The organism is Thermomonas haemolytica (genome assembly GCF_004346265.1).
Lineage (GTDB): Bacteria > Pseudomonadota > Gammaproteobacteria > Xanthomonadales > Xanthomonadaceae > Thermomonas > Thermomonas haemolytica.
On sequence record NZ_SMAP01000001.1, the window covers coordinates 325,376 to 348,050 of the forward strand.

At 69.3% G+C, this 22,675-nt stretch carries 13 protein-coding genes and 1 pseudogene; 9 read left to right on the plus strand and 5 right to left on the minus strand.

The window, feature by feature from the left end; genetic code table 11:
* Positions 1 to 21 precede the first annotated feature (21 nt).
* The 7 genes from tssF (at position 22) to EDC34_RS01605 (ending at position 10,526) form a co-directional block, all read left to right on the plus strand.
* Entirely contained in the window at positions 22 to 1,857 is a 1,836-nt protein-coding gene (gene tssF / locus EDC34_RS01575; RefSeq protein WP_114959089.1) for a type VI secretion system baseplate subunit TssF, read from the plus strand.
* Positions 1,854 to 2,927 carry a type VI secretion system baseplate subunit TssG gene (tssG, locus tag EDC34_RS01580; RefSeq protein ID WP_114959090.1) on the plus strand — a complete coding sequence of 358 codons (1,074 nt, stop codon included), beginning with the start codon at positions 1,854 to 1,856 and terminating at the stop codon, positions 2,925 to 2,927. Before tssF ends, tssG begins: the two co-directional genes overlap by 4 nt.
* Positions 2,918 to 5,578: a type VI secretion system ATPase TssH gene (gene tssH, locus EDC34_RS01585; RefSeq protein WP_205388023.1), complete on the plus strand. Its 2,661-nt coding sequence runs from the start codon at positions 2,918 to 2,920 to the stop codon at positions 5,576 to 5,578. The genes tssG and tssH overlap by 10 nt, the downstream gene beginning before the upstream one ends.
* A gap of 125 nt (positions 5,579 to 5,703) precedes the next feature.
* Complete coding sequence (locus tag EDC34_RS01590; RefSeq protein ID WP_162797650.1) at positions 5,704 to 7,899, plus strand: type VI secretion system Vgr family protein; 2,196 nt, start codon at positions 5,704 to 5,706, stop codon at positions 7,897 to 7,899.
* Between the two features lie 156 nt (positions 7,900 to 8,055).
* Complete coding sequence (locus EDC34_RS01595; protein WP_162797651.1) at positions 8,056 to 8,604, plus strand: DUF4123 domain-containing protein; 549 nt, start codon at positions 8,056 to 8,058, stop codon at positions 8,602 to 8,604.
* An 11-nt stretch (positions 8,605 to 8,615) separates the two neighbouring features.
* On the plus strand, positions 8,616 to 8,972 hold the full coding sequence (locus tag EDC34_RS01600; protein WP_114959093.1) for a hypothetical protein: 357 nt from the start codon (positions 8,616 to 8,618) through the stop codon (positions 8,970 to 8,972).
* Between the two features lie 3 nt (positions 8,973 to 8,975).
* Positions 8,976 to 10,526, plus strand: a complete 1,551-nt coding sequence (locus EDC34_RS01605; protein ID WP_114959094.1) for a hypothetical protein — start codon at positions 8,976 to 8,978, stop codon at positions 10,524 to 10,526.
* A 244-nt stretch (positions 10,527 to 10,770) separates the two neighbouring features.
* Here the strand turns inward: EDC34_RS01605 and EDC34_RS01610 are convergent, their stop codons facing one another.
* From EDC34_RS01610 to EDC34_RS01630, 5 genes are all read right to left on the minus strand, one after another.
* The gene (locus EDC34_RS01610; protein WP_114959095.1) at positions 10,771 to 11,157 is read right to left on the minus strand and encodes a DUF4280 domain-containing protein; all 387 of its coding nucleotides are present in this window, start codon (positions 11,155 to 11,157) and stop codon (positions 10,771 to 10,773) included.
* A gap of 72 nt (positions 11,158 to 11,229) precedes the next feature.
* Entirely contained in the window at positions 11,230 to 11,808 is a 579-nt protein-coding gene (locus EDC34_RS01615) for an OmpA family protein (protein ID WP_114959096.1), read from the minus strand.
* Between the two features lie 175 nt (positions 11,809 to 11,983).
* Positions 11,984 to 16,519: a beta strand repeat-containing protein gene (locus EDC34_RS01620; RefSeq protein WP_165921010.1), complete on the minus strand. Its 4,536-nt coding sequence runs from the start codon at positions 16,517 to 16,519 to the stop codon at positions 11,984 to 11,986.
* Between the two features lie 110 nt (positions 16,520 to 16,629).
* On the minus strand, positions 16,630 to 18,303 hold the full coding sequence (locus EDC34_RS01625; protein WP_162797652.1) for a ShlB/FhaC/HecB family hemolysin secretion/activation protein: 1,674 nt from the start codon (positions 18,301 to 18,303) through the stop codon (positions 16,630 to 16,632).
* Positions 18,304 to 18,344: 41 nt separating this feature from the next.
* On the minus strand, positions 18,345 to 20,540 hold the full coding sequence (locus EDC34_RS01630) for a CHAT domain-containing protein (RefSeq protein ID WP_205388024.1): 2,196 nt from the start codon (positions 20,538 to 20,540) through the stop codon (positions 18,345 to 18,347).
* Between the two features lie 272 nt (positions 20,541 to 20,812).
* Between EDC34_RS01630 and motA the strand changes: the two genes are divergently transcribed.
* Together motA and motB are read left to right on the plus strand one after the other, a co-directional pair.
* A complete protein-coding gene (gene motA, locus EDC34_RS01635) occupies positions 20,813 to 21,667 on the plus strand; it encodes a flagellar motor stator protein MotA (RefSeq protein ID WP_114959099.1) in 855 nt (284 codons plus the stop codon).
* A gap of 3 nt (positions 21,668 to 21,670) precedes the next feature.
* Positions 21,671 to 22,666, plus strand: a pseudogene (gene motB, locus EDC34_RS01640) (flagellar motor protein MotB); the annotation flags it as partial.
* Between the last annotated feature and the right edge of the window lie 9 nt (positions 22,667 to 22,675).

The following is a 22,675-nucleotide window of genomic DNA, read 5'->3' on the forward strand; positions in this document are numbered from 1 at the left end:
GGCATCTGCCGCGGATGCGCCATGCTCGACGAGCTGCTGCCGTACTACGAAAACGAGTTGACCTACCTGCGGCGGCTGTCGAAGGAGTTCGCCGCGCGCTACCCGAAGATCGCCGGGCGCCTGCAGATGGAAGGCGAAGTCTGCGAAGACCCGCACGTGGAGCGGATGATCGAGTCATTCTCGTTCCTCACCGCGCGCATCCACAAGAAGCTGGACGACGAGTTCCCGCAGATCACCGAGGCGATGCTGTCGGTGCTGTATCCGCACTTCCTGCGCCCGGTGCCCTCGATGTCGATCGCACAGCTGCAGCTGGCGCCGGGAGCGGACATTGCCGAGATGCAGGAACTACCGCGCCACAGCGAGCTGCTGACCCGCCCGGTGCAGGGCTTGCCGGTGCGCTACCGCACCGCCTATCCGGTGCAGGTGTGGCCGATCCGGGTCGCCGCCGCGCAACTGGAGGCCGCCGAGCGCTCGGCGTTCGCGGTCACCCGCAGCGATACCGTGGCCACCCTGCGCCTGCGCATCGAAGCCAGTGGGCAGGTCCCACTGGCGAAACTGCCGATCGAACGCCTGCGCCTGTACCTGGATGGCGAGAGCCCGCTGGTGCATGCACTGCACGAGCTGCTGCTGAACTCGGTGGCCAGCATCACCCTGCGCGCGCCCGAGGACGCGCCGCAGGTGGCCCCGCTGCGACTTCCCGCCGACGCCCTGCGTCCCGTCGGGTTCGAGGACGAGGATGCGCTGCTGGACTACGACCCGCGCTCGTTCCTCGGCTACCGGCTGCTGCAGGAATATTTCGTGCTGCCCGAAAAATTCCTGTTCGTGGACCTGGCCAACCTCGACCTCTCGCGCTTCGACCGCGCCGTGGAAGTGGCCATCGAGTTCCGTCCGTTCGGCCGCCCGGAGCGCCTGCAGCGCCTGGAGCAAACCGTCGATGCGGATACCTTCCGCCTGTTCTGCACGCCGGTGGTGAACCTGTTCAGGCAGCAGGGCGAGCCGATCCGGATCTCGCAGGAACGCCATGAATACCCGGTCATCCCCGACGTGCGCCGTCCGCTGGGGATGGAGGTGTACTCGGTGGACTGGGTGCGCAAGTTCAGCCGCACCCCCGGCGGCAGCGACTCGGTGGAGTTCCATCCCGCCTACTCGGTGCGGCACGGACTGCACGACGACGGCAACGGCCATTTCTGGTACCTGCAGCGGCGCCCCTCGCTGCTGCCGAACGACGACGGCTCGGACGTGATGCTGAGCCTGGTGGACCGCGACATGAACCCGCGCGCGCCCGGGGTGGACACGCTCTCCATCGGCCTGACCTGCACCAACCGCGACCTGCCATCGCAACTGCCGTTCGGTGGCGAAGACAGCCTGCTGCAACCCGAGCAGGGCGGCGTGATCGCCAGCGCACGCCTGCTGAAGAAGCCCAGCGCCACCTGGCGCGCGCCGATGCGCCAGGCCAACCAGTGGCGCCTGATCTCGCACCTGTCGCTCAACCATCTGTCGATCGTGGAGGGCGGACGCGAGGCGCTGCTGGAGATCCTGAACCTCTACAACTTCGCGGACAGCGGCACCCTGCGCAAGCAGATCGCCGGCATCACCGACGTGCGCGGCGAGCCCTCGGTGACCCGGATCGGGCGCGCGCCGCGCCAGGCCTTCGTGCGCGGCACCGAGATCACGCTGACGTTCGACGAGAACCAGTACGTCGGCTCCGGGGTGTACCTGATGGCCTGCGTGCTGGACCGCTTCTTCAGCCTGTACTGCACCGCCAATTCCTACACCCGCCTGAGCGTGCGCAGCGAGCAGCGCGAGGACTGGCTGGTGCGCTTCCCGCCGCGCAGCGGGAGCCTGCCGCTGGTATGAGCGACCCACGCGCCACCGCCACCGATCCGGACCCGATGCAGCCGGCGCTGGAGCGCCTGCACGCGCAGCCCGGCCGGTTCGGCTTCTTCCAGGCGGTGCGCCTGCTCTACGGCGTGCACGGCTTCGACGGCCGCGGCAGCGGCGCGCGTCCCGGCCCGCTACGCTTCACCACCCCGGCCTCGCTGGCGTTCCCACCCTCGGAATTGGCCGCGATCACCGACGCCGATGGCCAGCAGCAGGTGTGCGTGAACTTCCTCGGCCTCACCGGCCCCTCCGGCGTCTTGCCGCGGCATTACACCGAGCTGCTGATCGCGCGCCGTCTCAACCGCGACCGTGCCGCGCAGGACTTCCTGGACCTGTTCAACCATCGCCTGGTGGCGCTGTTCTGGCTGGCCTGGGCCAAGCACCGGCCCGAAATCGGGCGCCAGTTCGGGTTCCACAACTCGGTGCTGCGCTACCTGGAGCACATCGTCGGCCTCGGCACGCCGGCCCTGCAAGCGCGGCTGCACCCCTCCCCGCGCGCCACCCGCCAGGGCCGGCCGCTGCCGGGCGCGGCGATGCTGTACTTCTCGGGGCTGATCGCGCAGCGCCCGCACGGCGAACATGCGATCGCGCAGGTGGTGTCCGCAGTGGTGGATGCACCGGTGCAGGCCAATGGCTGTCTGGGCACCTGGCAACGGATCGCGCCGGAGGCGCGCACCCGCCTGGGCCGCGCCAACCACGCGCTGGGCGCCGGTGGCGTGCTGGGCGCCCGCTACTGGGACCGCCAGACCACCCTGCGCCTCACCATCGGCCCGCTGCGGCGCGAGCGCTTCAACGCCTTGCTGCCGCGCGGCCCGCGCCTGGCCGACGTGATCGAGCTGTGCCGCTTCCTCACCGGGCTGGCGCTGGACCTGCGCGTACGGCTGTCGCTGCGCGCCGACCAGGTGCCGCCGCTGCGACTGGGCGAACGCGGCGAAGACCGCCCGCAGCTGGGCTGGAACACCTGGCTGCGCGGCCGCCGCAGCCAACGCCCCACCACCGAGACCGAATTCCACTTTTCCGCTATGGGAGGCCAGTCATGGCACTGAACCTGCGCGCGCTGATCGCACGATTGAACCCCACCGTACGCGGCGCCATGGAGGGCGCGGCCGGCCTGTGCATGTCGCGCGGGCAGTACGAAGTCGAAATCGAACACCTGCTGGCCAAGCTGCTGGAGGTGGAGAACTCCGACCTGCGCCGCATCCTGCGCCACTTCGAGATCGCGCCGGACGCGCTGGAGCGCGAGCTGGGCAAGGCGATGGACGGCTTCAAGACCGGCAACCAGCGTACCCCGGCGCTGTCCGCGCTGATCCCGCGGCTGTTCGAAGCCGCCTGGGGCTGGGCCTCGATCGAGTACGGCGAGGCCCGTATCCGCAGCGGGCATGTCCTGATCGCGCTGCTGGCGGACGCCGAGCTGCGGCGGCTGGTGGCCGCCAGCGCGCGCTCGCTGGAGAAGATCAACCTGGAGACGCTCACCCAGAACTTCCACGCCCTGTGCGACGGCTCCAGCGAGGCGCGCGAGGCGCGCGCCCTGGGCGATGCGGCGGCCTCTTCCGCCGGTGATGGCGGCGCGCCGGGACAGGCAGGCGGCGGCGGGCGACCGAGCAAGACCCCGAACCTCGACCAGTACTGCATCAACCTCACCCAGCGCGCGCGCGAGGGCAAGCTGGACCCGGTGCTGGGCCGCGACGCCGAGATCCGCCTGATGGTGGACGTGCTCACCCGCCGCCGCCAGAACAACCCGATCCTCACCGGCGAGGCCGGGGTCGGCAAGACCGCGGTGGTCGAAGGCCTGGCGCTGCGGATCGCCGCCGACGACGTGCCGCCGCAGCTGAAGGGCGTGGAGCTGCTCTCGCTCGACCTCGGCCTGCTGCAGGCCGGGGCCAGCGTCAAGGGCGAATTCGAGAACCGGCTCAAGGGCGTGATCGAGGAGGTCAAGTCCAGCCCGGTGCCGATCATCATGTTCATCGACGAGGCGCACACCCTGATCGGCGCCGGTGGCACCGCCGGTCAGAACGACGCCGCCAACCTGCTCAAGCCGGCGCTGGCGCGCGGCGAGATGCGCACGATCGCGGCCACCACCTGGAGCGAGTACAAGAAGTACTTCGAGAAGGACCCCGCCCTGACCCGCCGCTTCCAGGTGGTGAAGGTGGACGAGCCGGACGATGCCAAGGCGGTGGCGATGCTGCGCGGGGTCGGGCGCGCGATGGCGGCGCACCACAAGGTGCGCATCCTCGACGAGGCGATCGTGGAAGCGGTGAAGCTGAGCTCACGCTTCATCCCCGGCCGCCAGCTGCCGGACAAGGCGGTGAGCGTGCTCGATACCGCCTGCGCCAAGGTGGCGATCGGCCAGAACGCGACCCCGGCGCGGATCGAGGATGCACGCAAGCATCTGGAGATCCTGCGCACCGAGCAGGCCCAACTGGAGCAGGAACAGGCCGGCGGCGCCGATCACGGCAAGCGCCTGGCGGAGATCGCCGCGGACATCGCGGCGACCGCCGCCGCACTGGCCGCCGACGAGGCGCGCTTCGCCAAGGAGCAGGAACTGGTGGCGCGCTACAACGCCGCGCTGGACCGGATCGAGGCGCTGGCCGCGGACGACCCCGCGCGCGCCGAGGTGCGCGCCGAACTGGAGACCATCCGCACCGAACTGAAGGAGCTCCAGGGCTTCGAGCCCATGGTGCTGCCGGTGGTGGATGCTGCGGCGGTGGCGCAGATCATCGCCGGCTGGACCGGGATTCCGGTCGGGCGGATGGTGGCCGACGAGATCCAGACCGTGCTGCGCCTGAAGGAATCGCTGGAGGAACGGGTGATCGGCCAGAGCCACGCGCTGGAGGCGATCGCCCAGCGCGTGCGCACCTCGCGCGCGAACCTCGAGGACCCGGACAAGCCCAAGGGCGTGTTCCTGCTGGTCGGCACCTCCGGCGTGGGCAAGACCGAGACCGCGATCGCGCTGGCGGATGCCCTGTACGGCGGCGAGCGCAGCATGATCACCATCAACATGAGCGAGTACCAGGAGGCGCACACGGTCTCCAGCCTCAAGGGCAGCCCGCCCGGCTACGTCGGCTACGGCGAGGGCGGCGTGCTGACCGAGGCGGTGCGCCGGCGTCCGTATTCGGTAGTGCTGCTGGACGAGATCGAGAAGGCGCATCCGGACGTGCTGGAGCTGTTCTTCCAGGTATTCGACAAGGGCCGCATGGAGGATGGCGAGGGCCGCGAGATCGACTTCCGCAATACCCTCATCATCCTCACTTCGAACGCCGGCACCGACCTGGTGATGGAGGCCTGCCGCGGCGATGGCGAACTGCCGAGCGTGGAATCGCTCAACGAGCTGCTGAAGCCGGAGCTCAACCGGGTATTCAAGCCCGCCTTCCTCGGCCGCACCGCGGTCATCCCCTACTACCCGCTGAAGGACGAGAACCTGCGCAAGATCGTGCGCCTGAAGCTCAACAAGATCGGCAAGCGGATCAAGGCCAACCACGGCGCCACCTTCGAGTACGACGATGCCGTGGTGGATGCGATCACGGCGCGCTGCACCGAAGTGGATTCCGGTGCCCGCAACATCGACAACATCCTCACCGGCACCGTCCTGCCAGAAGTCTCCGGACACGTACTGGAACGCATGGCCGAAGGCGGCGCGATCACGGCGATCCGGCTGGGCAGCGGCAGCGACGGCCGCTTCACCTACGCGGTGTCCTGAGCACGTGAATAGGCCCTTCGCCCTAGCCGGGACGGATGCCCCCCGGCGCGGAATAGCACTTCGGGGGAATGTCGCAGCGCGCGGCCAACTCCGAGGATAGGCAGCGCAACCCGCCGGTTTTCGCCATGTCCGGATTCTCCACCGCCAACCGCATGTTCTTCCTCAGCCTGCCCGGATACGGGGAGGATGCGCTGCTGGTCGAGGAAATGCAGGGCGACGAGTCGGTGTCGGCGCTGTTCCAGTTCCGGCTGTCGCTACTGTCCTACGACCCGGAGATCGACCCGGAGAAGATCGTCGGCAAGGGCGGCGTGCTGCGCATCGAGACCCAGGACGACGAGCGCCACTGGAATGGCTATGTCTCGCGCTTCTCGCACACCGGCATCGTGCGGGCATCAGACAGCGGCCACCAGGACCTTTACGGCTACGAATGCGACCTCGTGCCGTGGTTCTGGTTCCTCACCCAGCACGAGGACTGCCGCATCTTCCAGGGCAAGTCGGTGCCCGACATCATCGAGACCATCTTCGCGGAGTTCCACTACAGCGACTACCGGCTCGAACTGGACGGCCAGTACCCGCCGCTGGACTACTGCACGCAGTACAACGAGACCAGCTTCGCCTTCATCTCGCGCCTGCTGGAGCGGGAAGGCATCCACTACTACTTCCGCCACGACGATCACGACGAGAGCCGGCACCTGCTGGTCCTCACCGACAACAAGCACGGCAACCGCCAGATGCGGCCGGATTCGCTCGTCTTCCGCAGCGACGCGCAAGCCAACGAGATCGATGCCGTCCTGGAAATCGCCTGCGACCGCCAGATGCGCACGCGCAAGGCCACCCTGGCCGACTGGGACTATCTGAAAGTCAGCGTACTGAGCGAGGAGACGCCGAGCGTGCTGAAACTCGGCACCGACATCGAGCTGGAGCGCTACCGCTATCCCGGCGGCTTCGACACGCAGGGCGCAACCCCTGCGGGCAGCCACCTGGCCGACATCGTGATGGAAGTCGAGGAATCCAGCCACCTGCGCTACCGCGGACGCAGCAACGTGCGCACGCTCACGCCCGGTCACGTGTTCACCCTGGAGGACCATCCCCAGGACGAATTCAACCGCGAGTTCCTGGTGCTGTCGGTCCACCACCACGGCCACAACAACCTGCTGCGCGATGGCGGCGAGGCGCGTTATGAAAACCGCTTCACCCTGCAGCCGCACACCAGCGTGTACCGGGCGCCGCAGTCCACGCCGCGCGCGCAGGCGCGCGGACCGCAGACCGCGATCGTGGTCGGCCCTGCCGGAAACGAGGTCTATACCGACGCCCACGGCCGCATCAAGGTGCGCTTCCATTGGGACCGCAAGGTCCCCGGGCGCAGCACCAACACCCAGGACGACAAGGCCTCGTGCTGGATCCGGGTGGCGCAGCTCTGGGCCGGCAACGGCTACGGCACCATGTTCGTGCCGCGGGTGGGCATGGAGGTGGTGGTCGATTTCCTCGAGGGCGACCCCGACCGCCCGCTGGTGGTGGGCTGCGTCTACAACGGCAAGGCGGTGCCCCCGCTGAACCTGCCGGACGAGGCCACGCGCTCGACCATCAAGACCCTGTCCTCGAAGGGCGGCGGCGGTTTCAACGAACTGCGCTTCGAGGACAAGAAGGGCAGCGAGGAAATCTTCCTGCACGCGCAGAAGGACCTGCAACTGCGCACCGGCAACAACCGCACGGAGGCGATCGCCGCCCATTCCTCGCTGAGCGTGGGCAAGAACCGCCTGGAGAGCATCGGAGAAAACGCCGACCTGACCATCGGCAAGAACCAGACGCTGTCGATCGGCAGCAACCGCGCCCAGACCATCGGCCAGGACGACTACCTGACCGTCGGCACCGCCCAGCACACCAGCGTCGGCACCGACATGGCGGTCACCACCGGCACCAACTTCGAGGTGAATGCGGGCGTCAACGCTGCCCTCACCACGGGCGTGAACATCGATCTCAAGGCCGGCGTGAACCTGGTGGCCGAGGCTGGCGCCATGATCAGCCTGAAGGCCGGCAGCAGCTCGATCGTGCTCGGCCCCGCCGGCATCTTCATCACCGGCAGCATGGTGATGATCAACTCCGGCGGCAGTGCGCTCTCCGCGCAGAAAGCCAAGAAGGCGGAGAAGGCCGACAAGCCGAAGGCGCCGGAGGAGGCCGCCAAATCCAGCGCCGGCAAGGTCAACGACCCGACCCAGCAGCTGCAGGCCAAGGCGCTGCGCAGCGCCGCCCGCCAGGGCCAACCGTTCTGCGCCGAGTGCGAAGCCGCACGCCGCGCGCTGGCCGCCCTGCGCGGCGGCTGAATGCAGCCCCGCGACCATCGCAAGGAGCCGCACATGTCCGCCCCTCGCCCGCTTCTGCGTATTGAACCGATGCATGGGAACGCCATCGCGCCGCGGGGGGCGGACGATGGATCGGCGGGGACTCCCCGGGGCATTGCATCAATCGGGATTCTTTACGTGATTGGCCAGGGACAGTACGAACAGCTGCAACGGATGGTATTCGGGCAGGAAGGGCAGTGCCCGGTGTTCGCGGTGCTCGACGGCGCCATCGTGGATGACCTGCCCCCGCTGCTGCAGCGGCATGCACCGGATGCAATGTGCCTGTTTTCGGGCGATCTCGACCCGATGCTGGCGGCGGCCGCGCCCTACCTGCTGATGCTTACTCCCGGCAGCGGCGGCGCGCAGCTGGCCCTACGCGACGGTTGGAACTCGCACTGGGGCATCGTGCTGGTGACCGACCCCGGCACCCAGGCGCATGCGCTGCGCGCGCACCTGCGCCGGATCCTGCGGGTGGCCACCCCGGGTGGCGACTCCATGCTGTTCCGCTTCTATGATCCGCGCGCCTTCCGCAGCGTGGTGCCGAGCTTCGACGCGGAGCAGCGCAAGGCGTTCTTCGGTCCGATCCGTGGCTGCTTCGTGGAAAGCCGCGATGGCCAGGGCGTGCTGTATTTCACGCGCGATGGCGAGATCGCTCCCCGCGTGCTGCCGCTGGCGGCGGCGGCCTGAAGGAATCGGCCATGCTCCAGCTCGACCGCAAGCAGATGGCGACCGTGGGCGAAACCCAACTGCGCAGCAACTTGGCCGATTTCCTCAACCGCCACCTCGGCGGCAAGGCGCCGCTGCCGCTGGACGAACTGGATGCGGAGCTGGACGCGGTGATCGCGCACTGCCGGAAAGCCGGGCTGCGCAGCCAGCGGGCAGTGGCGGCCTACGCGCTGGCCTGTTCGCTGTTCGGCAACGAGCGGGTCGCCAACGACCCCTCGATCATCGGCATCCTGGCCGATCGCAGCAGCCCGCAACTCGACCGCGCGCTGCTGATCGAGATGTGGACCGCCGCGGCCTATGGCGACTTCCGCCGGCGGCAAGGGGGCTGAGGCATGTTCGAATCCCTTACCGAAGGCTTGTCCGGGATCGGCGCGGCCGCTGGCCAAGCAGTGCAGCAGGCACAACAAGCCGCCGCTGTCGCAGCCCAGCAGGCCGCCACCGCCGCGCAGGGCGCGATCGGCGAGGCCCAGACCGCCGTCTCCAATGCCGCCACCGCGGCGGCCGGTGCGGCCAACGGCGCGGTGGCGCAGGCCCAGCAGGCGACGCAGCAGGCCATGGCCCAGGCCGGCGCCGCTGCGCAAGGGGCGCTGGCACAGGCCAACCAGGCGCTGGACGGCGCCCGCGCTGCCGCCAACGACATGGCCCAGAACGCGCTGGGACAAGCCAACGCCGCATTGACCCAGGCCCGTACCCAGGCCGGGGCCGCCGCCCAGCAGGCGCTGGACCAGGCCCAAGCCGCGGTGGATACCGCCCAGCAGCAGGCCAGGACCATGGTGCAAGGCGCACTGGAGGCCGCCAACCAGGCGTTGGATCAGGCGATGGACACCGCGGAACAGGCCGCGCAGGACGCGATCGAGCGCGCCATGGGCATGGTGGACAACGCCATGGCCCTGGTCGAGGACGGCGTCGGCCGCGCGCTGGACGCCGCCAACAATGCCATCGACCAGGCCCAGTCGCGGCTGCGCAATGCGGCTACCGACGCCCTGCAGCAGGCGCGCGCCGCCACCCTCGACCGCGCCCGCGATGCGCTGGGCCTGGTACAGGGCGCACTCGACGCCTTGCCCGAAGCCTTCCCCGACCTGCCCACCGAGTTCCCGGCATCCGAATGCCCTTACGTGCGCGCCCTGCAGGATGAACTCGCGCGCCGCGCGGCCCAGGCTCGCAACGCCCTCGGCAATGCCGCCAACGCCATCCAAGGCGTGGCCGGCCCACTGCTGGACCAGGCCGGCGACCTGCTCGATCGCGCCAACGGCCTGGCCGACCAGGCGCTGGCCGCGATGGACACCGCGCTGGATGCGCTGGATCAGGCCCAGGCGATGGCCAACAATGCCGCCCGGCAGGCCCTGGACACCGCCAAGGGCGCGGTGCAACAGGCCCAGCAGGCCGTGCGCGAACAGGCCGGCAATGCGATCGCGCAGGCCCGCCAGACCGTGGGTGCGGTGCGCGAGCAGGCGCAGCAGGCGGTGGAAGGCGGCATCGACCAGGCGATGGCGGCGGTGGATGGGCTGCAGCAGCAGGCCGGCGACGCCGCACAGCAGGCGCTGGACACGGCCCAGCAGGCCGCGGAACAGGCGCAGCAGCAGGCCAGCGCGGCCGCGCAGCAGGTACTGACGCAGGCCAACCAGGCCGCGCAACAGGCGCAGCAGGCCCTGTCCGGCGCGGCCCAAGGCGCGCTTGCCAGCGCCCAGCAAGCCGCGCAGCAGGCCGCCGCGACCGCCGGAGACGCTGCACAGGGGGCCATCGCTGGCGCACAGGGGGCCATCACCCAGGCCTCGTCCGCTGTGGCCGAAGCGGCTGGCAGCGCGGTAGCGGGGGCGCAGTCGGCCATGGCGGGTGCCGCGCAGGCCTTGGGCAACGCGGCCTCCTCGCTCGGGAACCTCTAGCGCGACTTCCGGCCAAGGCGCGCGAGCCAGGCGTTGCATCGCGCCCTCCCAGCAGCATGGCCGCAGGCCTGCCGCCGCTAGCGCGGAAGCGGATGCTGATGCGGAACCGGGTGCGGCATTCGATGTGGAATCGCGTCCATGCCGGCACCCCAGCGAGCGCCTCCCCGCGCAACATGGATCAAGCGACGCGCAGTGCCACGACGGCAAGCGAACGTGCGAAACACGCCCCGCCATCGCCCGTCGGCTAGGGAATCATCTCCGTCATCTGCCCAGGGTTGACGACCGTGATCACCCCGCCCCAGGTGCATTGGCAGGTGCAGGTATTGTCCAGCGCGGGAATGCCGCCGATCAGCACGGTCGCCGCCCCCGGCTTCCACGGCGTGGTCACCGGAATGCAGGGCTGCGGGGTCAGCACGCCCATCGCCGCGGACGTGGCCGCCGCGACCTGCGGGTTGCTCGGCGTGGTGCACATGCCGAACGGCAGGATGTTCTTCATCGGCACGCAGTCCATGATCGTCGCCGCCGGCTGCGAACCGGACAGGACGCGGTTCTCCGGCGTCACCACCAGGGTGGACGGTGCCACCCCGAACGGACACATCAGGCTGGCGCCGTTGACCACCTGGATCGGCATGGCCTTCGCTCCCGTTATCCCGATGCCGATGCCGCAGCCGCCACGCGAGGGCGGCCGCGGCGCGTGCCCGGCTCAGCCGCCGGTGGCCAGGATTTCCACCCGCCGGTTTTCCGCGGCGTAAGGATCGGCCGGATTCAGCAGCTCGCTCTTGCCCTTGCCCACCGCGCGCAGGCGCGAGGCCGACACGCCCTTGTCGATCAGGTAGCGGCGCACGGCCTCGGCGCGGCGGTCGGACAGCGCCTTGTTGTAGGCGGCCGAGCCCTTGCCGTCGGTATGCCCGATCACGGTGAAATTGCGGTTCTGCAGCTGCGGCGATGAGAGCGCGGCGGCCAGGTTGGCCATGGTCTGCTCGGAGCTGCCGGAGATCTTGTCGGAGTTGAAGTCGAAGTTGATCTGCATGTTGATCGACGCCGGCTTGGCCGGCTTGGCCACCGTCGGCGCGGGCGCGGCGGTGGCCATCGCGGCGGCCCCCGGGCGCAGCGCGCGGGTCTGCCCCGGCGCCTGCTCGGCGTTATCCGCCTTCAGGCTGTCGATGATCGAATTCACCGAAGGATTGCCCTGCTGCTGCGACTGCGCGTCCTGTGCGGAGGCGCCACCACCGGCGATGAGGGCAACCGCCAGCGCGCTGCGCAGGATCATCTTCATGTTCATCGTCTTTTCCTCGTGGCAATCAGGTGGCAATGGGGGTTGCAGCGGCCGCAGCGGGAGGGCCATGCAGGCGTGCGCGACAACGCGGCATGCCTGCAGTCTGCTACCCGCGCGCGGCGATTTCGATACGCCGTTCGGGCTAGGCCGGGTGGCTGTCCCCGCCGCCCGGCACGCGACTTCAGAAATCCCCGCAGCGGCTGCGCTGCTCACTGTCGAAGCAGTTGACCAGGTTCGGCCGGGTGCGCACCTTCGACCACTCGTTGGCCAGGGTGTCGCCGGCCGCCGCCAGCCCCTCGTCCTGCAGCGACGCGTTCACCGCGCACGCCGGCGCACCGGCGAAGTTGCGGTCGTACAGGTAGGTGTTGGGCGGATCGCCGACGATGTCGATTGGACGGTCCGGTGCCAGCGGCTCCAGCACCCGCAGCGCGGTGGCATTGCCCGGCGCCTGCACGATCACGTAGTTCTGCGCGCTGCCAATGCCGTAGATCGGATAGAACCCTGGCACCGCGAAGATTCCGGCCGGTGAATACCACGGCGATGGATTGCCGAACACGCTCTGCACGGTGTCGCCGTTGCGGAAGCCGGTGATCGTCCCGCTGAAGATCGGGTTCGGCGTGCCATAGAAGCGCGCGAACGGGTCCGCCGTGAACACCAGGGTGGCGGGCGTGATCGCCAGCGTGCCGGGCAGCCACTGGATGGCATAGCCGGCCGGCGAGGTGAAATTGCCGGTGATGGCGTAATTGCCCACGTTGCTGCCCGGCGTTGCGGCGGTGACCGGACTGCCGGCGATGGCATAGGCGGCCAGGTCGCCCAGGATCAGGCCGGAGACGCCGTAGCTGAACACCGGATTGGGCAGCCCGTACTCGCGGGTGGCGTCACCGATGGTGATGAACGCGGTAGGCTGCTGCACGTAGATGAAGTGGTTGTCGCCACCGGAGACGGTGACCCCGCAGGCGCCGAGGTAGGCGCAGCCGTAGTAGTTGGGCAGATTGCCGCTGCCGGCCAGGCCGCCGCGGGTCTCGCCCACCCAGGTGCTGGCCCAGACCCGCCAATGGCCACTGGCCGCGAGGCTGGCACCGGCCACGTTCTGCAAAGTGCCGGCCGTCACCAGGTCGATGTCGGCGCCGCTGATGCCGGCGTTCAGCACCAGGTCGCCGGCGAGGTTGCGCACCAGCACGTTGCCGCCGGCGCTGATGCCCGTGTTGCCGACGCTCGCCAGGCTGCCGCTGCCGGCATCGAAGCCCGCCGCCGACACCGCGCCGACCGCCAGCCCGTTGGCGTCCTGGAACTGGAAGGCCCCGCCCGCGGAGCCGGCCAGGGTGGAGCTGGCCACGTCGTTCTGCGCCGCCCCCAGCAGCACGTCGCCACCGGCCTGCGCCAGCAGGCTGTGCGCCACAATCGCCGCGGCCGCCGATTGCGTGATGCTGCCGCCACTGAGCAGTGCCAAGGTGGCGTTGCCGACATCGATGCCGGCCTGCAGGTCGATCCCGCCGCTGCCGCCGCCGTTCTGCAAGGTGAGGTTGCCGGCACGGGTGATGGCCTGCTGCACCTGGATCGCGCCGGCATGCTGGTTGCTGCCGATCACCAGTTCCGGCGTCGCGATCCGGTCCAGCTCGGCATCGTCCAGCGCAAAGCCGTTGCCACTGCCCAGCAGGATGCCATCGCCGACGCGGTCGTAGGCGAGGCCATTGGCGTCCACTCCGCCCGGGCGCAGGTTGACGCCGGTGGTCGAACGCACGCTGCCATCGATGCGGATGGCATCGCTGCTGCCGTCGTTGCCGGCGCGCAGCACCACCAGACCGCTACCGGCATCCACCGAGGCCAGCGCGTCGATGCGCAGCCCGGCGCCGCTGCCGCCCTCGCCTGCCAGATCGATGGTGCCGCCATTGCTGACCAGGCTGGCGTATTGCCCGATCACCAGCCCGTCGCTGTAGGCGCCGAGTCCACGCGCATGCAGCGAGAGATTGCCGGTGTCGGTGAGGATCTGCCCGCCGTACAGCGCGAAACCGAGGTTGTAGCCGACGCTGACCAGGTCGATGTCGCCGCTGGTCGTCTGCAGCCGGCTGTCATTCGACATACGCACGCCTTCCGACTGCGGGCCCAGCCCCTGGACATGGATATCGCCCGCACCCGCCAGCACCTGGATCGAATTCAGCACGACGCCGCTGCCGTCGAGGCCGCTGCTGCTGCCATCGATGCGGACCGCACCGCCCGTACTGTCGAGGCGGTTGTTGCCATAGCCGAACCCGATCAGGGCCACGCCGTTCACGTAGCCGGTTCCGGTCAGGTCGATATCGCCGCCGCCGCTGGCGATGCCGCCGCTGTAGCCGCTGCGGAAGATCACGCCGCTGCCCTGCCCGCCATGGCCATCGACGGCGATCGCACCGCCGCCGCTATCCAGGTTGCCGATCAGCACGACGCCATCGCCGCCGCTGCCATTTCCGTGGATGCGGATGTCGCCGCCGTTGGCATACAGCCCGCTGGAATAGTCGCGCCAGTACACCCCGTTGCCGCCGCCTTCGCCGTCGATCACGAGATCGCCGCCGCTGGTGGTGATGCCCACGTCGGTGATGTCCACGCCGTCCCCGCTACCGCTGGCGCGCCCGAGGATATCGACGCCACCGGCGGTGATGTCCACGAAGTCGCCGCTGATCCACACGCCGCCGGCCGCCTGCGCGCCACGACCGACGATGCTGAGCAGGCCGGTTCCTGCATCGATCGGCACCTGCTCCAGCGACACCCCGGCATCGCCCGCGCCTGCCGCATCGCCGGTACTGGCGCCCCGCAGCAGCACGTTGCCACCGCCGCTGGTGATGCCGGTATTGAACAGGCGGATGCCGCTGGCACTGCCGCTGGCATAGCCGTTGGCCTGGTCGGACTGGCCATACATCAGGATGTCGCCACCGTTGCTGTCCAGGGTGGCGTTGCTGAAGTCGATCCAGCCATCGCCGGGATTGGCCGCGCCGGCATCGGCGTTGAAGCGCATCGCCAGCGGCCCGGTGCGGCCGATGATCGAGAACCCGGAGCCGGTGATGGCGCGCTGCGCGTTCACCGTGAACGCCAGCGGGACGCTGCCGCCCGCGATGATCTGGGCATCGTCGAACAGCACGCTGTCGGCCGAATTCAGGGTGATGCGGGTGTTGTTCGCGAATGCCGTGTTGAGCTCGGCATCCTGCAGGTAGGTGCCGCCGGTGGCGCTGTCCAGCTCGCCGGAATCGCTGCCGGCGATCACGGTCACATCCGGCAGACTCAAGGTCCAGAGTCCGGAAGAGAGCGGGGAGCCGGCATCCACCCGCAGGCCGCGGAAGTCGAAGCTGTCGGCGCTGGTGCTGGTGGTGATCACTCCACCCGCAGTGACGCCGCGCGCGGCGAGCGTGCCGAACAGCGACATCCCGCCGCTGCCGCCGATCAAGTCGATGCGTCCGCCGGCGGCTGCCTGACTGCTGGCGACGATCTGCGCGCGCGCGCCGAGCTCGATCGTGGCGCCCGAGATCGACACCTGGCCGCCGTTGCCGCTACTGCCACTGGCCAGGATTGCGCTCTGCGAATACAGCCTGGCCACATTGTCGACCGCGATGTCGACCACGCCACCGGAGGTATCGCCAGCGGCCAGAATCAGGCTGCCGCTGGACGCCGGATCCGGATTGAGCGGATTCGGATCGTCGTTGAACATCAGAAAATCGCTGCCGCGGATGTACACGGTGCCGCCGGACGCGCCGGACTGGCCGGAGACATCGATCACCCCGACGCTACCCACGGGTGAGGGCAACCCCAGGGCGATGAGGCCGCCCTCGGACGTGAGTTCGATGCGGCCGTTGCGGCTGACCAGGCTCTGCGCGCGCAGGGTTCCGGCATTGACGATCGTGCCGCCGGCGGCGGCCGCGGTCGCCGCGGTCCGCATCAGGATCTGCCCGCCGTCGGCCGTCACCGTGCCGAAGTTGGCCAGCTGGGGCAGCACCGGTCCCGGGCACGGCAGCGAAGGGCAGCCCCCCGCCGCAGGCTTGGCAATCCCCGGCCCCTGGATGGTGAGCATGGTCAGGCCGTCGCCCTGGAAATCCAGGGTGATGTTCTCGGCCGAGCCGAACAGCACGCTGCCGCCCGGCGCGCTGATGCTGCCGCTATTGCTGACCTGGCGCCCCAGCAGGGCCACGGTACCGGCAGTGGCGGTGGCGATCTGGGCGCCCTGGTCGATCTGGATGCGCTGGTCGCCAATGGCGGTCATCGGCTGGAAGACGTACTGCCCGCTACTGATACCGGCCAGGAAATCGGCATCCGCGAGGTCCATGGTGGAGGCCACCAGCGAGCCCACGTTGACCTGGGCCGTGCCCGCGAAAGTGATTCCGGCGGGATTGATCAGGAACACGCTGCCGTTGGCGGTGAGGCTGCCGGCGATGGTGGACAGCCCCGGACCGGCGCCATAGCCGATCACCCGGTTCAAGGTCACGCTGCTGGCGCCGAACTGCTGGTCGAAGACGACCCCGTAGCCCGGATCGATGTTGAAGCTGCCCCAGTCGATGATGGCACCGCGGCTGGTCTGGGTGATGGTCATCTGGGTGCCGGCCTGGTTGATGGTGGCCGAGCCCGAAGTGACGCTGCCGGCATCCGGCAGGCTTTGCGCCAGGACCGCCGGCGCCACCGGCATCGCCAGCGCACCGGCCAGGGCCACTGCCAGGCGCCTGCGGCGCAGGAGCATCCGCTGCTTGCGGGTCGTCATGTGCATGCGCATGGCCATCGTCCTCTCCCAGAATCCTTGCAACTGTCTCGAAACACCCTCGCTGCGGCATCCGCGGGCACGCCACCGGCGATGCCCGTAGCACCACGCCCTCAGAACGCTTTCTGGATCGTCCAAAACACCCGCGGATTGCGGTCGCCGCCGTCGGTGACGCCCGGCCCGGTGCCGCGCCAGGCCACGCTGAGGTTGACGGTGACGTTGCCGGGCTTGCTCCAGTTCAGGCCCAGCCCGTAGCCACGCAGGCTGCGCGAGAGATCCGGATCGAACGGCCGCGGACGATGGAACTGGTCGCCATGCGCGGCGTCGTAGAACAAAAACACGGTGGTGTGTGCGTCCAGTGGCCGGCGCAGCTCGGCCGTGGCGATCCAGCCGTCGTCCACCAGCACCTCGCCGATGGCGTAGGCGCGCACCGCCTTGGGGCCGCCCAGCGACAGCTTTTCGTAGGCATCCAGGTTCTTGTTGGCGCGCTGCAGCCCGCCGCCCAGGAACAGGCTCCACTTCGGGGCCAGGTACTGCAGCCGCGCGGCCTGCAGGGTGAACTTGGTGAACCCGCCCTGGGTGCCGTAGCCGAATGGAGGCTGGTCGAAAAAGCGGCTGAAGGCATCGCGGATATCCAGCTGCCCCCGGTACAGCTGGGCGTTGAGGCTGGTATAGCCACCGCCGCCCCAGCGGTCGCGGCGCTCGAACGCCAGCCCCAGGCCGAAGCCGTGGATGCGCTTGCGGCTGGTGAAGCCAACGGCCTCGAAGCGGTCGGTCAGGCGCTTGTCGTCCGCCACGCCGCGCAAAAACAGGTTGACGGTGCGCTGCCGGATCAGGGGGTAGCTGAACGAGAGATCGGCCACGTTGCCGACACCGGTGGGCTTGAGTGGCGCAAACGGCCCGCCCAGCTCGTACTGCACGCGCGCCAGGCCGCCGCCGAGGCGCAACCCGGAATAGCCCACCGGCGATTCGTAGGAAATCCGCCCGAATGCGGTGTGCATCCCCTGCGCGGCCATCACCCGCAGATCGAGGTTGTCGCCGCGCTCGAACGGGCTGGCCCAGCGCAGGCTGCCGGTCAGGCGCAGGCGGCCGGAATCGCGGGTGCCGTAGTCGTCCAGCTCCAGGCCGTACTTCACCCGCTCCAGCGCGCCCACCTGCACCGTCAGGTCGCTGGCGCCGGAGGCGCTGCCGAGGCTGATGGCCGATTGCGGACGGATGCCCGGCAGGTCCGAAAGCAGCAGCATCGCGCGCTCGTAGTCGCGGTTGTTGAGCGGCTTGCCCGGCTCCAGGATCGCCAGCGTGCGCGCCACCCGTTCGCGGGTGATCGGCGCCTCGGGAGCCAGGTTGATCGCCACCTCGCCCAGGCGGCCTTCCACCACGCTCAGGCGCACGCGCCCGTCCACCACTTCCTGCACCGGCACGAACACCTGCACGAGCGCGAAGCCGTGGCGGCGATACACCGCGGCCGCACGCGCCGCCATTTGCTCCAGATCGGCGAAGCCCACCGTCTTGCCGATCCAGGGGGCCACCGCCGCCTGCAGCTCCGCCTCCGGCACGCCGGTGACGCCGCTGAACTCCACCCCGCGCAGCACGAAACTGGCCTGCGCCTGCGCGGCCATCGGCGGCTCCGGCAAGGATTGCGCCTGCTGCGGATCGGCCGCCGCGGGAGGCGTTGCGACCGCCGGTGCGGGGCCGGCATCCGCTCCGTCGCCGGCGCGCGCCGGCGCGGCCGCCAGGCCGCCCAGCGCCACCGCCACTGCCAGTAGAGTCCGACCTGTATTCGGCATCATCGTGCTCCTTGCTGTCCCTGCCCTGGCGCCAGTCGCATTCATGGCGCCACCTGCAGCCGCCAATTGCCGATCAGGTTGAACGGCGCCCAGTAATACGGATGCGCGGTCTGCGGATTGGCCAGCACCGTGCGCTGGGCGTCGCGCATCGCGTCTTGCACCTTCTCGCCCTTGGCGAGGTCGGCATACAGGGTGGTCATCAACTGTTCGGTGGCCGCATCCGACACCGGCCACAGCGAGGCCAGCAGGGTCGAGGTGCCGGCAGACAGGAACGAACGGGTGAAGCCCAGCACCTCGTCGCCGTTGTCCACCCGCCCCAGCCCGGACTCGCAGGCCGACAGCGCCACCATCGCCACCCCGCCCAGCTTCATGCCCATCACGTCCTTGGCTTCCAGATAGTTCGGCTGGCCGTTCTCGTCCGCCAGCAGGACCTTGGAGTGCAGCGGGTCCAGGGTGTCGGCCATCGCGTGCGCAGCCACGTGCACCAGCGGCGAGGCCGGTGCGTCCTTGAGGAAGTTGTCCTTGTTGGCCTGCTCGCGGAAGTACAGGCGCGCGCCGGGGAACTGGCGCGCCAACTCCTGCACCTCGCGCTCGGCACCGGGCAGCGGGTCGGCCACGTCGGGATTGATCGCGGGATTGCCGAACGCCAGCAGCCGCGCCGACGCCTTGGGCGTGCGCTGGGTCAGGCGCGCGGCGATGCTGATCGAGGGCGCGATCGACATCGGATTGCGCTCGATCAGGTACTGCCCGTCCAGCCGCAGCGCCTGGAACGGCAGGTAGTGCAGCGGCCCGTGGGGGACGATCACCAGCCGCTTGCCGGCCGGCACCTGCAGCGGCGCCAGCAGCAGCTGGCCGATCTTGTCGCTGACCGCAGGCGCATTCGAGCTGATCCGGATCAAGGCATCGCGGTAGGCATCCACCAGCCGCGCCAGGTCGGCGCGCGGCAGCGCCACCGGAAACGCCACTTCGCGCACGCCGTCGCGGGTCAGCACCCAGGCCAGCAGGCGGTCCGGCAAGGTGTGGTAGGCCACCACCACCTCGTCCGGGGCCAGCATCGCGCGCAGGGTGTCGGCATCCAGCGCCGCCGCCTCGCCGCGGTCGATCTCGGCCCGCCCGGCCACCGCATCCAGCAGCGCGCGGGCGCGGCTGCGCTCGCTGATGTCGAACGCCTGTGCCGGCTGCCCGAGCTTGCTGTGCAACGCGATCGCGCGCTCGAACACCGACTGCAGGTCGGAGAACAGGCCCATCTTGAATTCGTCGCTGCGGAACTGCGCGCGCGCCTTGTCGAACTCGTCGATCGCCTGGTCCAGCGCCTGCGCGGCCGCGGCATCCTGGCCAAGGGCCTGCTCGCTGCGGGAGATGCCGTCCAGCGCCCAGGCGCGATAGAACCCTTCATCCCCGGACGCTGGCGCCTCCGCCAACTGGCGGTACACCGCCAATGCCTCGGCCGGCTTGCCTTCGGCCAGCAGCAGCCGCCCGTGGATGCGCTGCAGCTGGGCACGCTGACGGGCATCGGCCGGCTCGACCAGGGCATCGAGGGTCGCACGCGCGCGCGCCAGATCGCCGGACAGGATCAGGGCATTGGCCAGCGAGGCCTGCACCAGCGGCGCGAACCGCGGCGAGCTGTCCCGCGTCGCCTGCTCATAGGCGGCGATCGCCTCGGCATAGCGCCCCTGGCGGGTGCGCACGTCGCCCAGGATCTTGCGCGCCGGGCCATTCACCAGCGGCGGTTCCAGCCCCGGGTATTTGAGCGCCAGGTTGGCGAATTGCTCGGCCCGCTCGAGCTGGCCCGCATAATTGAAGGCAATCGCCAGGTCGCGGTAGGCCTTGCCGAGCAGATCGGTATTGCCGGTCTGCAGCGCCACGTGCAGGGCCTTGCTGGCGGCCCGCGCGCTCTCGCGGAACTCGCCCTGTTCGGCCAGCTCCACCGCCTGGCTGCAATAGGCGTAGCCATCCAGCTTGACCGGCTCGCGCGCATACAAGGCGGCCCCTTCGGCGGCCAGCGACAGCGCGGTATCGGCATCGTCCAGCCGGCCGATGGCGGCCAGCACTTCGCGTGCCTCGCGGCTGGCGTCTTCGGCGGGCGGCGCGGGCGGCGGCGCCGGCGGCACCTGCCCGGCCTGCGCGGAAACGGTGGCGGCGGCCAGCGCCGCAGCAGGGGCACAACCGGCCGCAACCGGTGGCGCCATCAGCCACAGCGAGAACAGGCCGATCAGGATGCAGGGCGTGCGGGGCATGCAGGCGACTCCCGGGCAAACGGCAGGCCCGGCCTGCACGATCCGGCGAGTCTAGGAAGCCATTCTCGGGCGGCCTATTCGCGATAAGGCATAGCGCGAACTGGGTATGCCGATCTGTCCGCCGGTTGCGGCGGATGCCGTATCCCCCCCCGGTATCTGCCCGCTGCCCGGATTCCGGGGTGATTGGGCAAACCGATGCAGCCCGGGATTACAAACACCGCAATGAACGGCAATAATGCAGTTTCCTCTGGCTGCATCCGTCCCGCCCGCGCATGCTCATTCTCGTTGGTTTCGCCGTCGTCCTGCTCAGCGTGGTCGGCGGTTTCCTCGGATCGCACGGAAAACTGGCCGCCCTGTGGCAGCCGTTTGAATTCGTGATCATCGGCGGTGCCGCGATCGGCGCGTTCCTGGTCGGCACCCCGATCAAGACCGTGAAGGAAACCGTGGCCGCCATCGCGGGGGTCTTCAAGGGGCCTCGCTACAAGAGTTCCGATTATCTGAACGCGCTGAGCCTGCTGTACGAACTGCTGAACCGTGCGCGCAAGGAAGGTTTCATGGCGCTGGAGAGCCACGTGGAGAATCCGGCGGAAAGCGCCCTGTTTTCCGCGTACCCGGACATCCAGAAGGACCACCACCTGATGGATTTCATCACCGACTGCCTGCGCCTGATGATTGGCTCCAATATCGAGCCGCACGAGCTCGAGCCGCTGCTCGAACTGGAACTGGAAAAGCACCACCACGAGGCCCTGGCCCCGGCGCATGCGCTGACGCGGGTCGCCGACAGCCTGCCCGGGTTCGGCATCGTGGCCGCGGTGCTCGGCATCGTCATCACCATGGGCTCGATCGGCGGCGATATCGCCCAGGTCGGCGCGCACGTGGCGGGCGCGCTGGTGGGCACCTTCCTCGGCATCCTGCTGGCCTACGGCTTCGTGGGGCCGCTGGCCTCCGCCATCGAGGCCCGCGCCGAGCAGGATTCGCGCATCTACGAATCGGTCAAGACCGCACTGATCGCCAGCCTGCGCGGCTATCCGCCGAAGATCGCGCTGGAGTTCGCACGCAAGACCGTGCCCACCGACATGCGCCCGGGCTTCCTAGAGTTCGAGCAGCATCTGAAAAATCTGAAATGACCGATGGCCCGCAAGGATGACAAATCCACGGTCATCATCCGCCGGGTCAAGAAGATCCAGGGTGGTGGCCACCACGGTGGTTCGTGGAAGGTGGCGTATGCCGACTTCGTCACCGCGATGATGGCGTTCTTCCTGGTGATGTGGCTGGTGGGCGCGCTGACCACCAAGCAGCGCGAGGCGATCTCCGACTACTTCAAGAACCCGAGCCCGGTGGCCGGCGAGAGCACGGTGAAGGCGCAGGGCCAGAACGGGCCGGGCGGCGCCAGCACCTCGATGATCAAGCTGGGTGGCACCATGGAGCTGCCGAAGAACGACGGCAAGGAACTGACCCGCGCGCCGCGCAAAGACCAACCGCCCGCCGATATGGATCAGCGCAAGCTCGATCAAAACCGGCTGGAGCAGTTGATGAAGGATCTACAAGAGGCGATCGCCAAGAGCCAGGCGCTGGAGCCGTTCAAAGACCAGCTGCTGCTGGACATCACGCCGGAAGGGCTGCGCATCCAGATCGTGGACAAGCTGAACCGGCCGATGTTCGACCTCGGCAGCGCCAAGCTGATGCCCTATACCGTCGGCATCCTGCACGAGCTTGGCCAGTTCGTGAATCGCGTGCCCAACCTGATCACCATCGCCGGGCATACCGATACCGCCAACTACGCCAGCCGCATCGGCTACAGCAACTGGGAGCTCAGCGCCGACCGCGCCAACGCCGCCCGCCGCGCCCTGCTGGAAGGCGGCATGCAGCCGGACAAGGTGGTGCGGGTGATCGGCTTCGGCTCCTCGGTGCTGTTCGACAAGCAGAACCCGCTCAACCCCATCAACCGCCGCATCAGCATCGTGGTGATGACCCAGGCCGCGGCGGACGAGGCACTGGGCAAGACCGAGGTGCTGCCGGTGCCGGTGGCCGGGCCAGTCCCGGCCATGCCTTCGCCGGGGCCCGTGCCCGCAGCGCCAGCCTCCGCGACAGCGAGCGGCGCGGCCGCCCAGGCCGCCACCGGGGCGCACTGAACG

Coding starts and splice junctions, on each gene's coding strand:
- EDC34_RS01620 (WP_165921010.1), bottom strand. CDS start 16,519: ATGACGACCCGCAAGCAGCGGATGCTCCTGCGCCGCAGGCGCCTGGCA.
- motA (WP_114959099.1), top strand. CDS start 20,813: ATGCTCATTCTCGTTGGTTTCGCCGTCGTCCTGCTCAGCGTGGTCGGC.
- EDC34_RS01610 (WP_114959095.1), bottom strand. CDS start 11,157: ATGCCGATCCAGGTGGTCAACGGCGCCAGCCTGATGTGTCCGTTCGGG.
- tssH (WP_205388023.1), top strand. CDS start 2,918: ATGGCACTGAACCTGCGCGCGCTGATCGCACGATTGAACCCCACCGTA.
- EDC34_RS01605 (WP_114959094.1), top strand. CDS start 8,976: ATGTTCGAATCCCTTACCGAAGGCTTGTCCGGGATCGGCGCGGCCGCT.
- EDC34_RS01625 (WP_162797652.1), bottom strand. CDS start 18,303: ATGCCGAATACAGGTCGGACTCTACTGGCAGTGGCGGTGGCGCTGGGC.
- tssF (WP_114959089.1), top strand. CDS start 22: ATGCTCGACGAGCTGCTGCCGTACTACGAAAACGAGTTGACCTACCTG.
- EDC34_RS01600 (WP_114959093.1), top strand. CDS start 8,616: ATGCTCCAGCTCGACCGCAAGCAGATGGCGACCGTGGGCGAAACCCAA.
- EDC34_RS01630 (WP_205388024.1), bottom strand. CDS start 20,540: ATGCCCCGCACGCCCTGCATCCTGATCGGCCTGTTCTCGCTGTGGCTG.
- EDC34_RS01590 (WP_162797650.1), top strand. CDS start 5,704: ATGTCCGGATTCTCCACCGCCAACCGCATGTTCTTCCTCAGCCTGCCC.
- EDC34_RS01615 (WP_114959096.1), bottom strand. CDS start 11,808: ATGAACATGAAGATGATCCTGCGCAGCGCGCTGGCGGTTGCCCTCATC.
- tssG (WP_114959090.1), top strand. CDS start 1,854: ATGAGCGACCCACGCGCCACCGCCACCGATCCGGACCCGATGCAGCCG.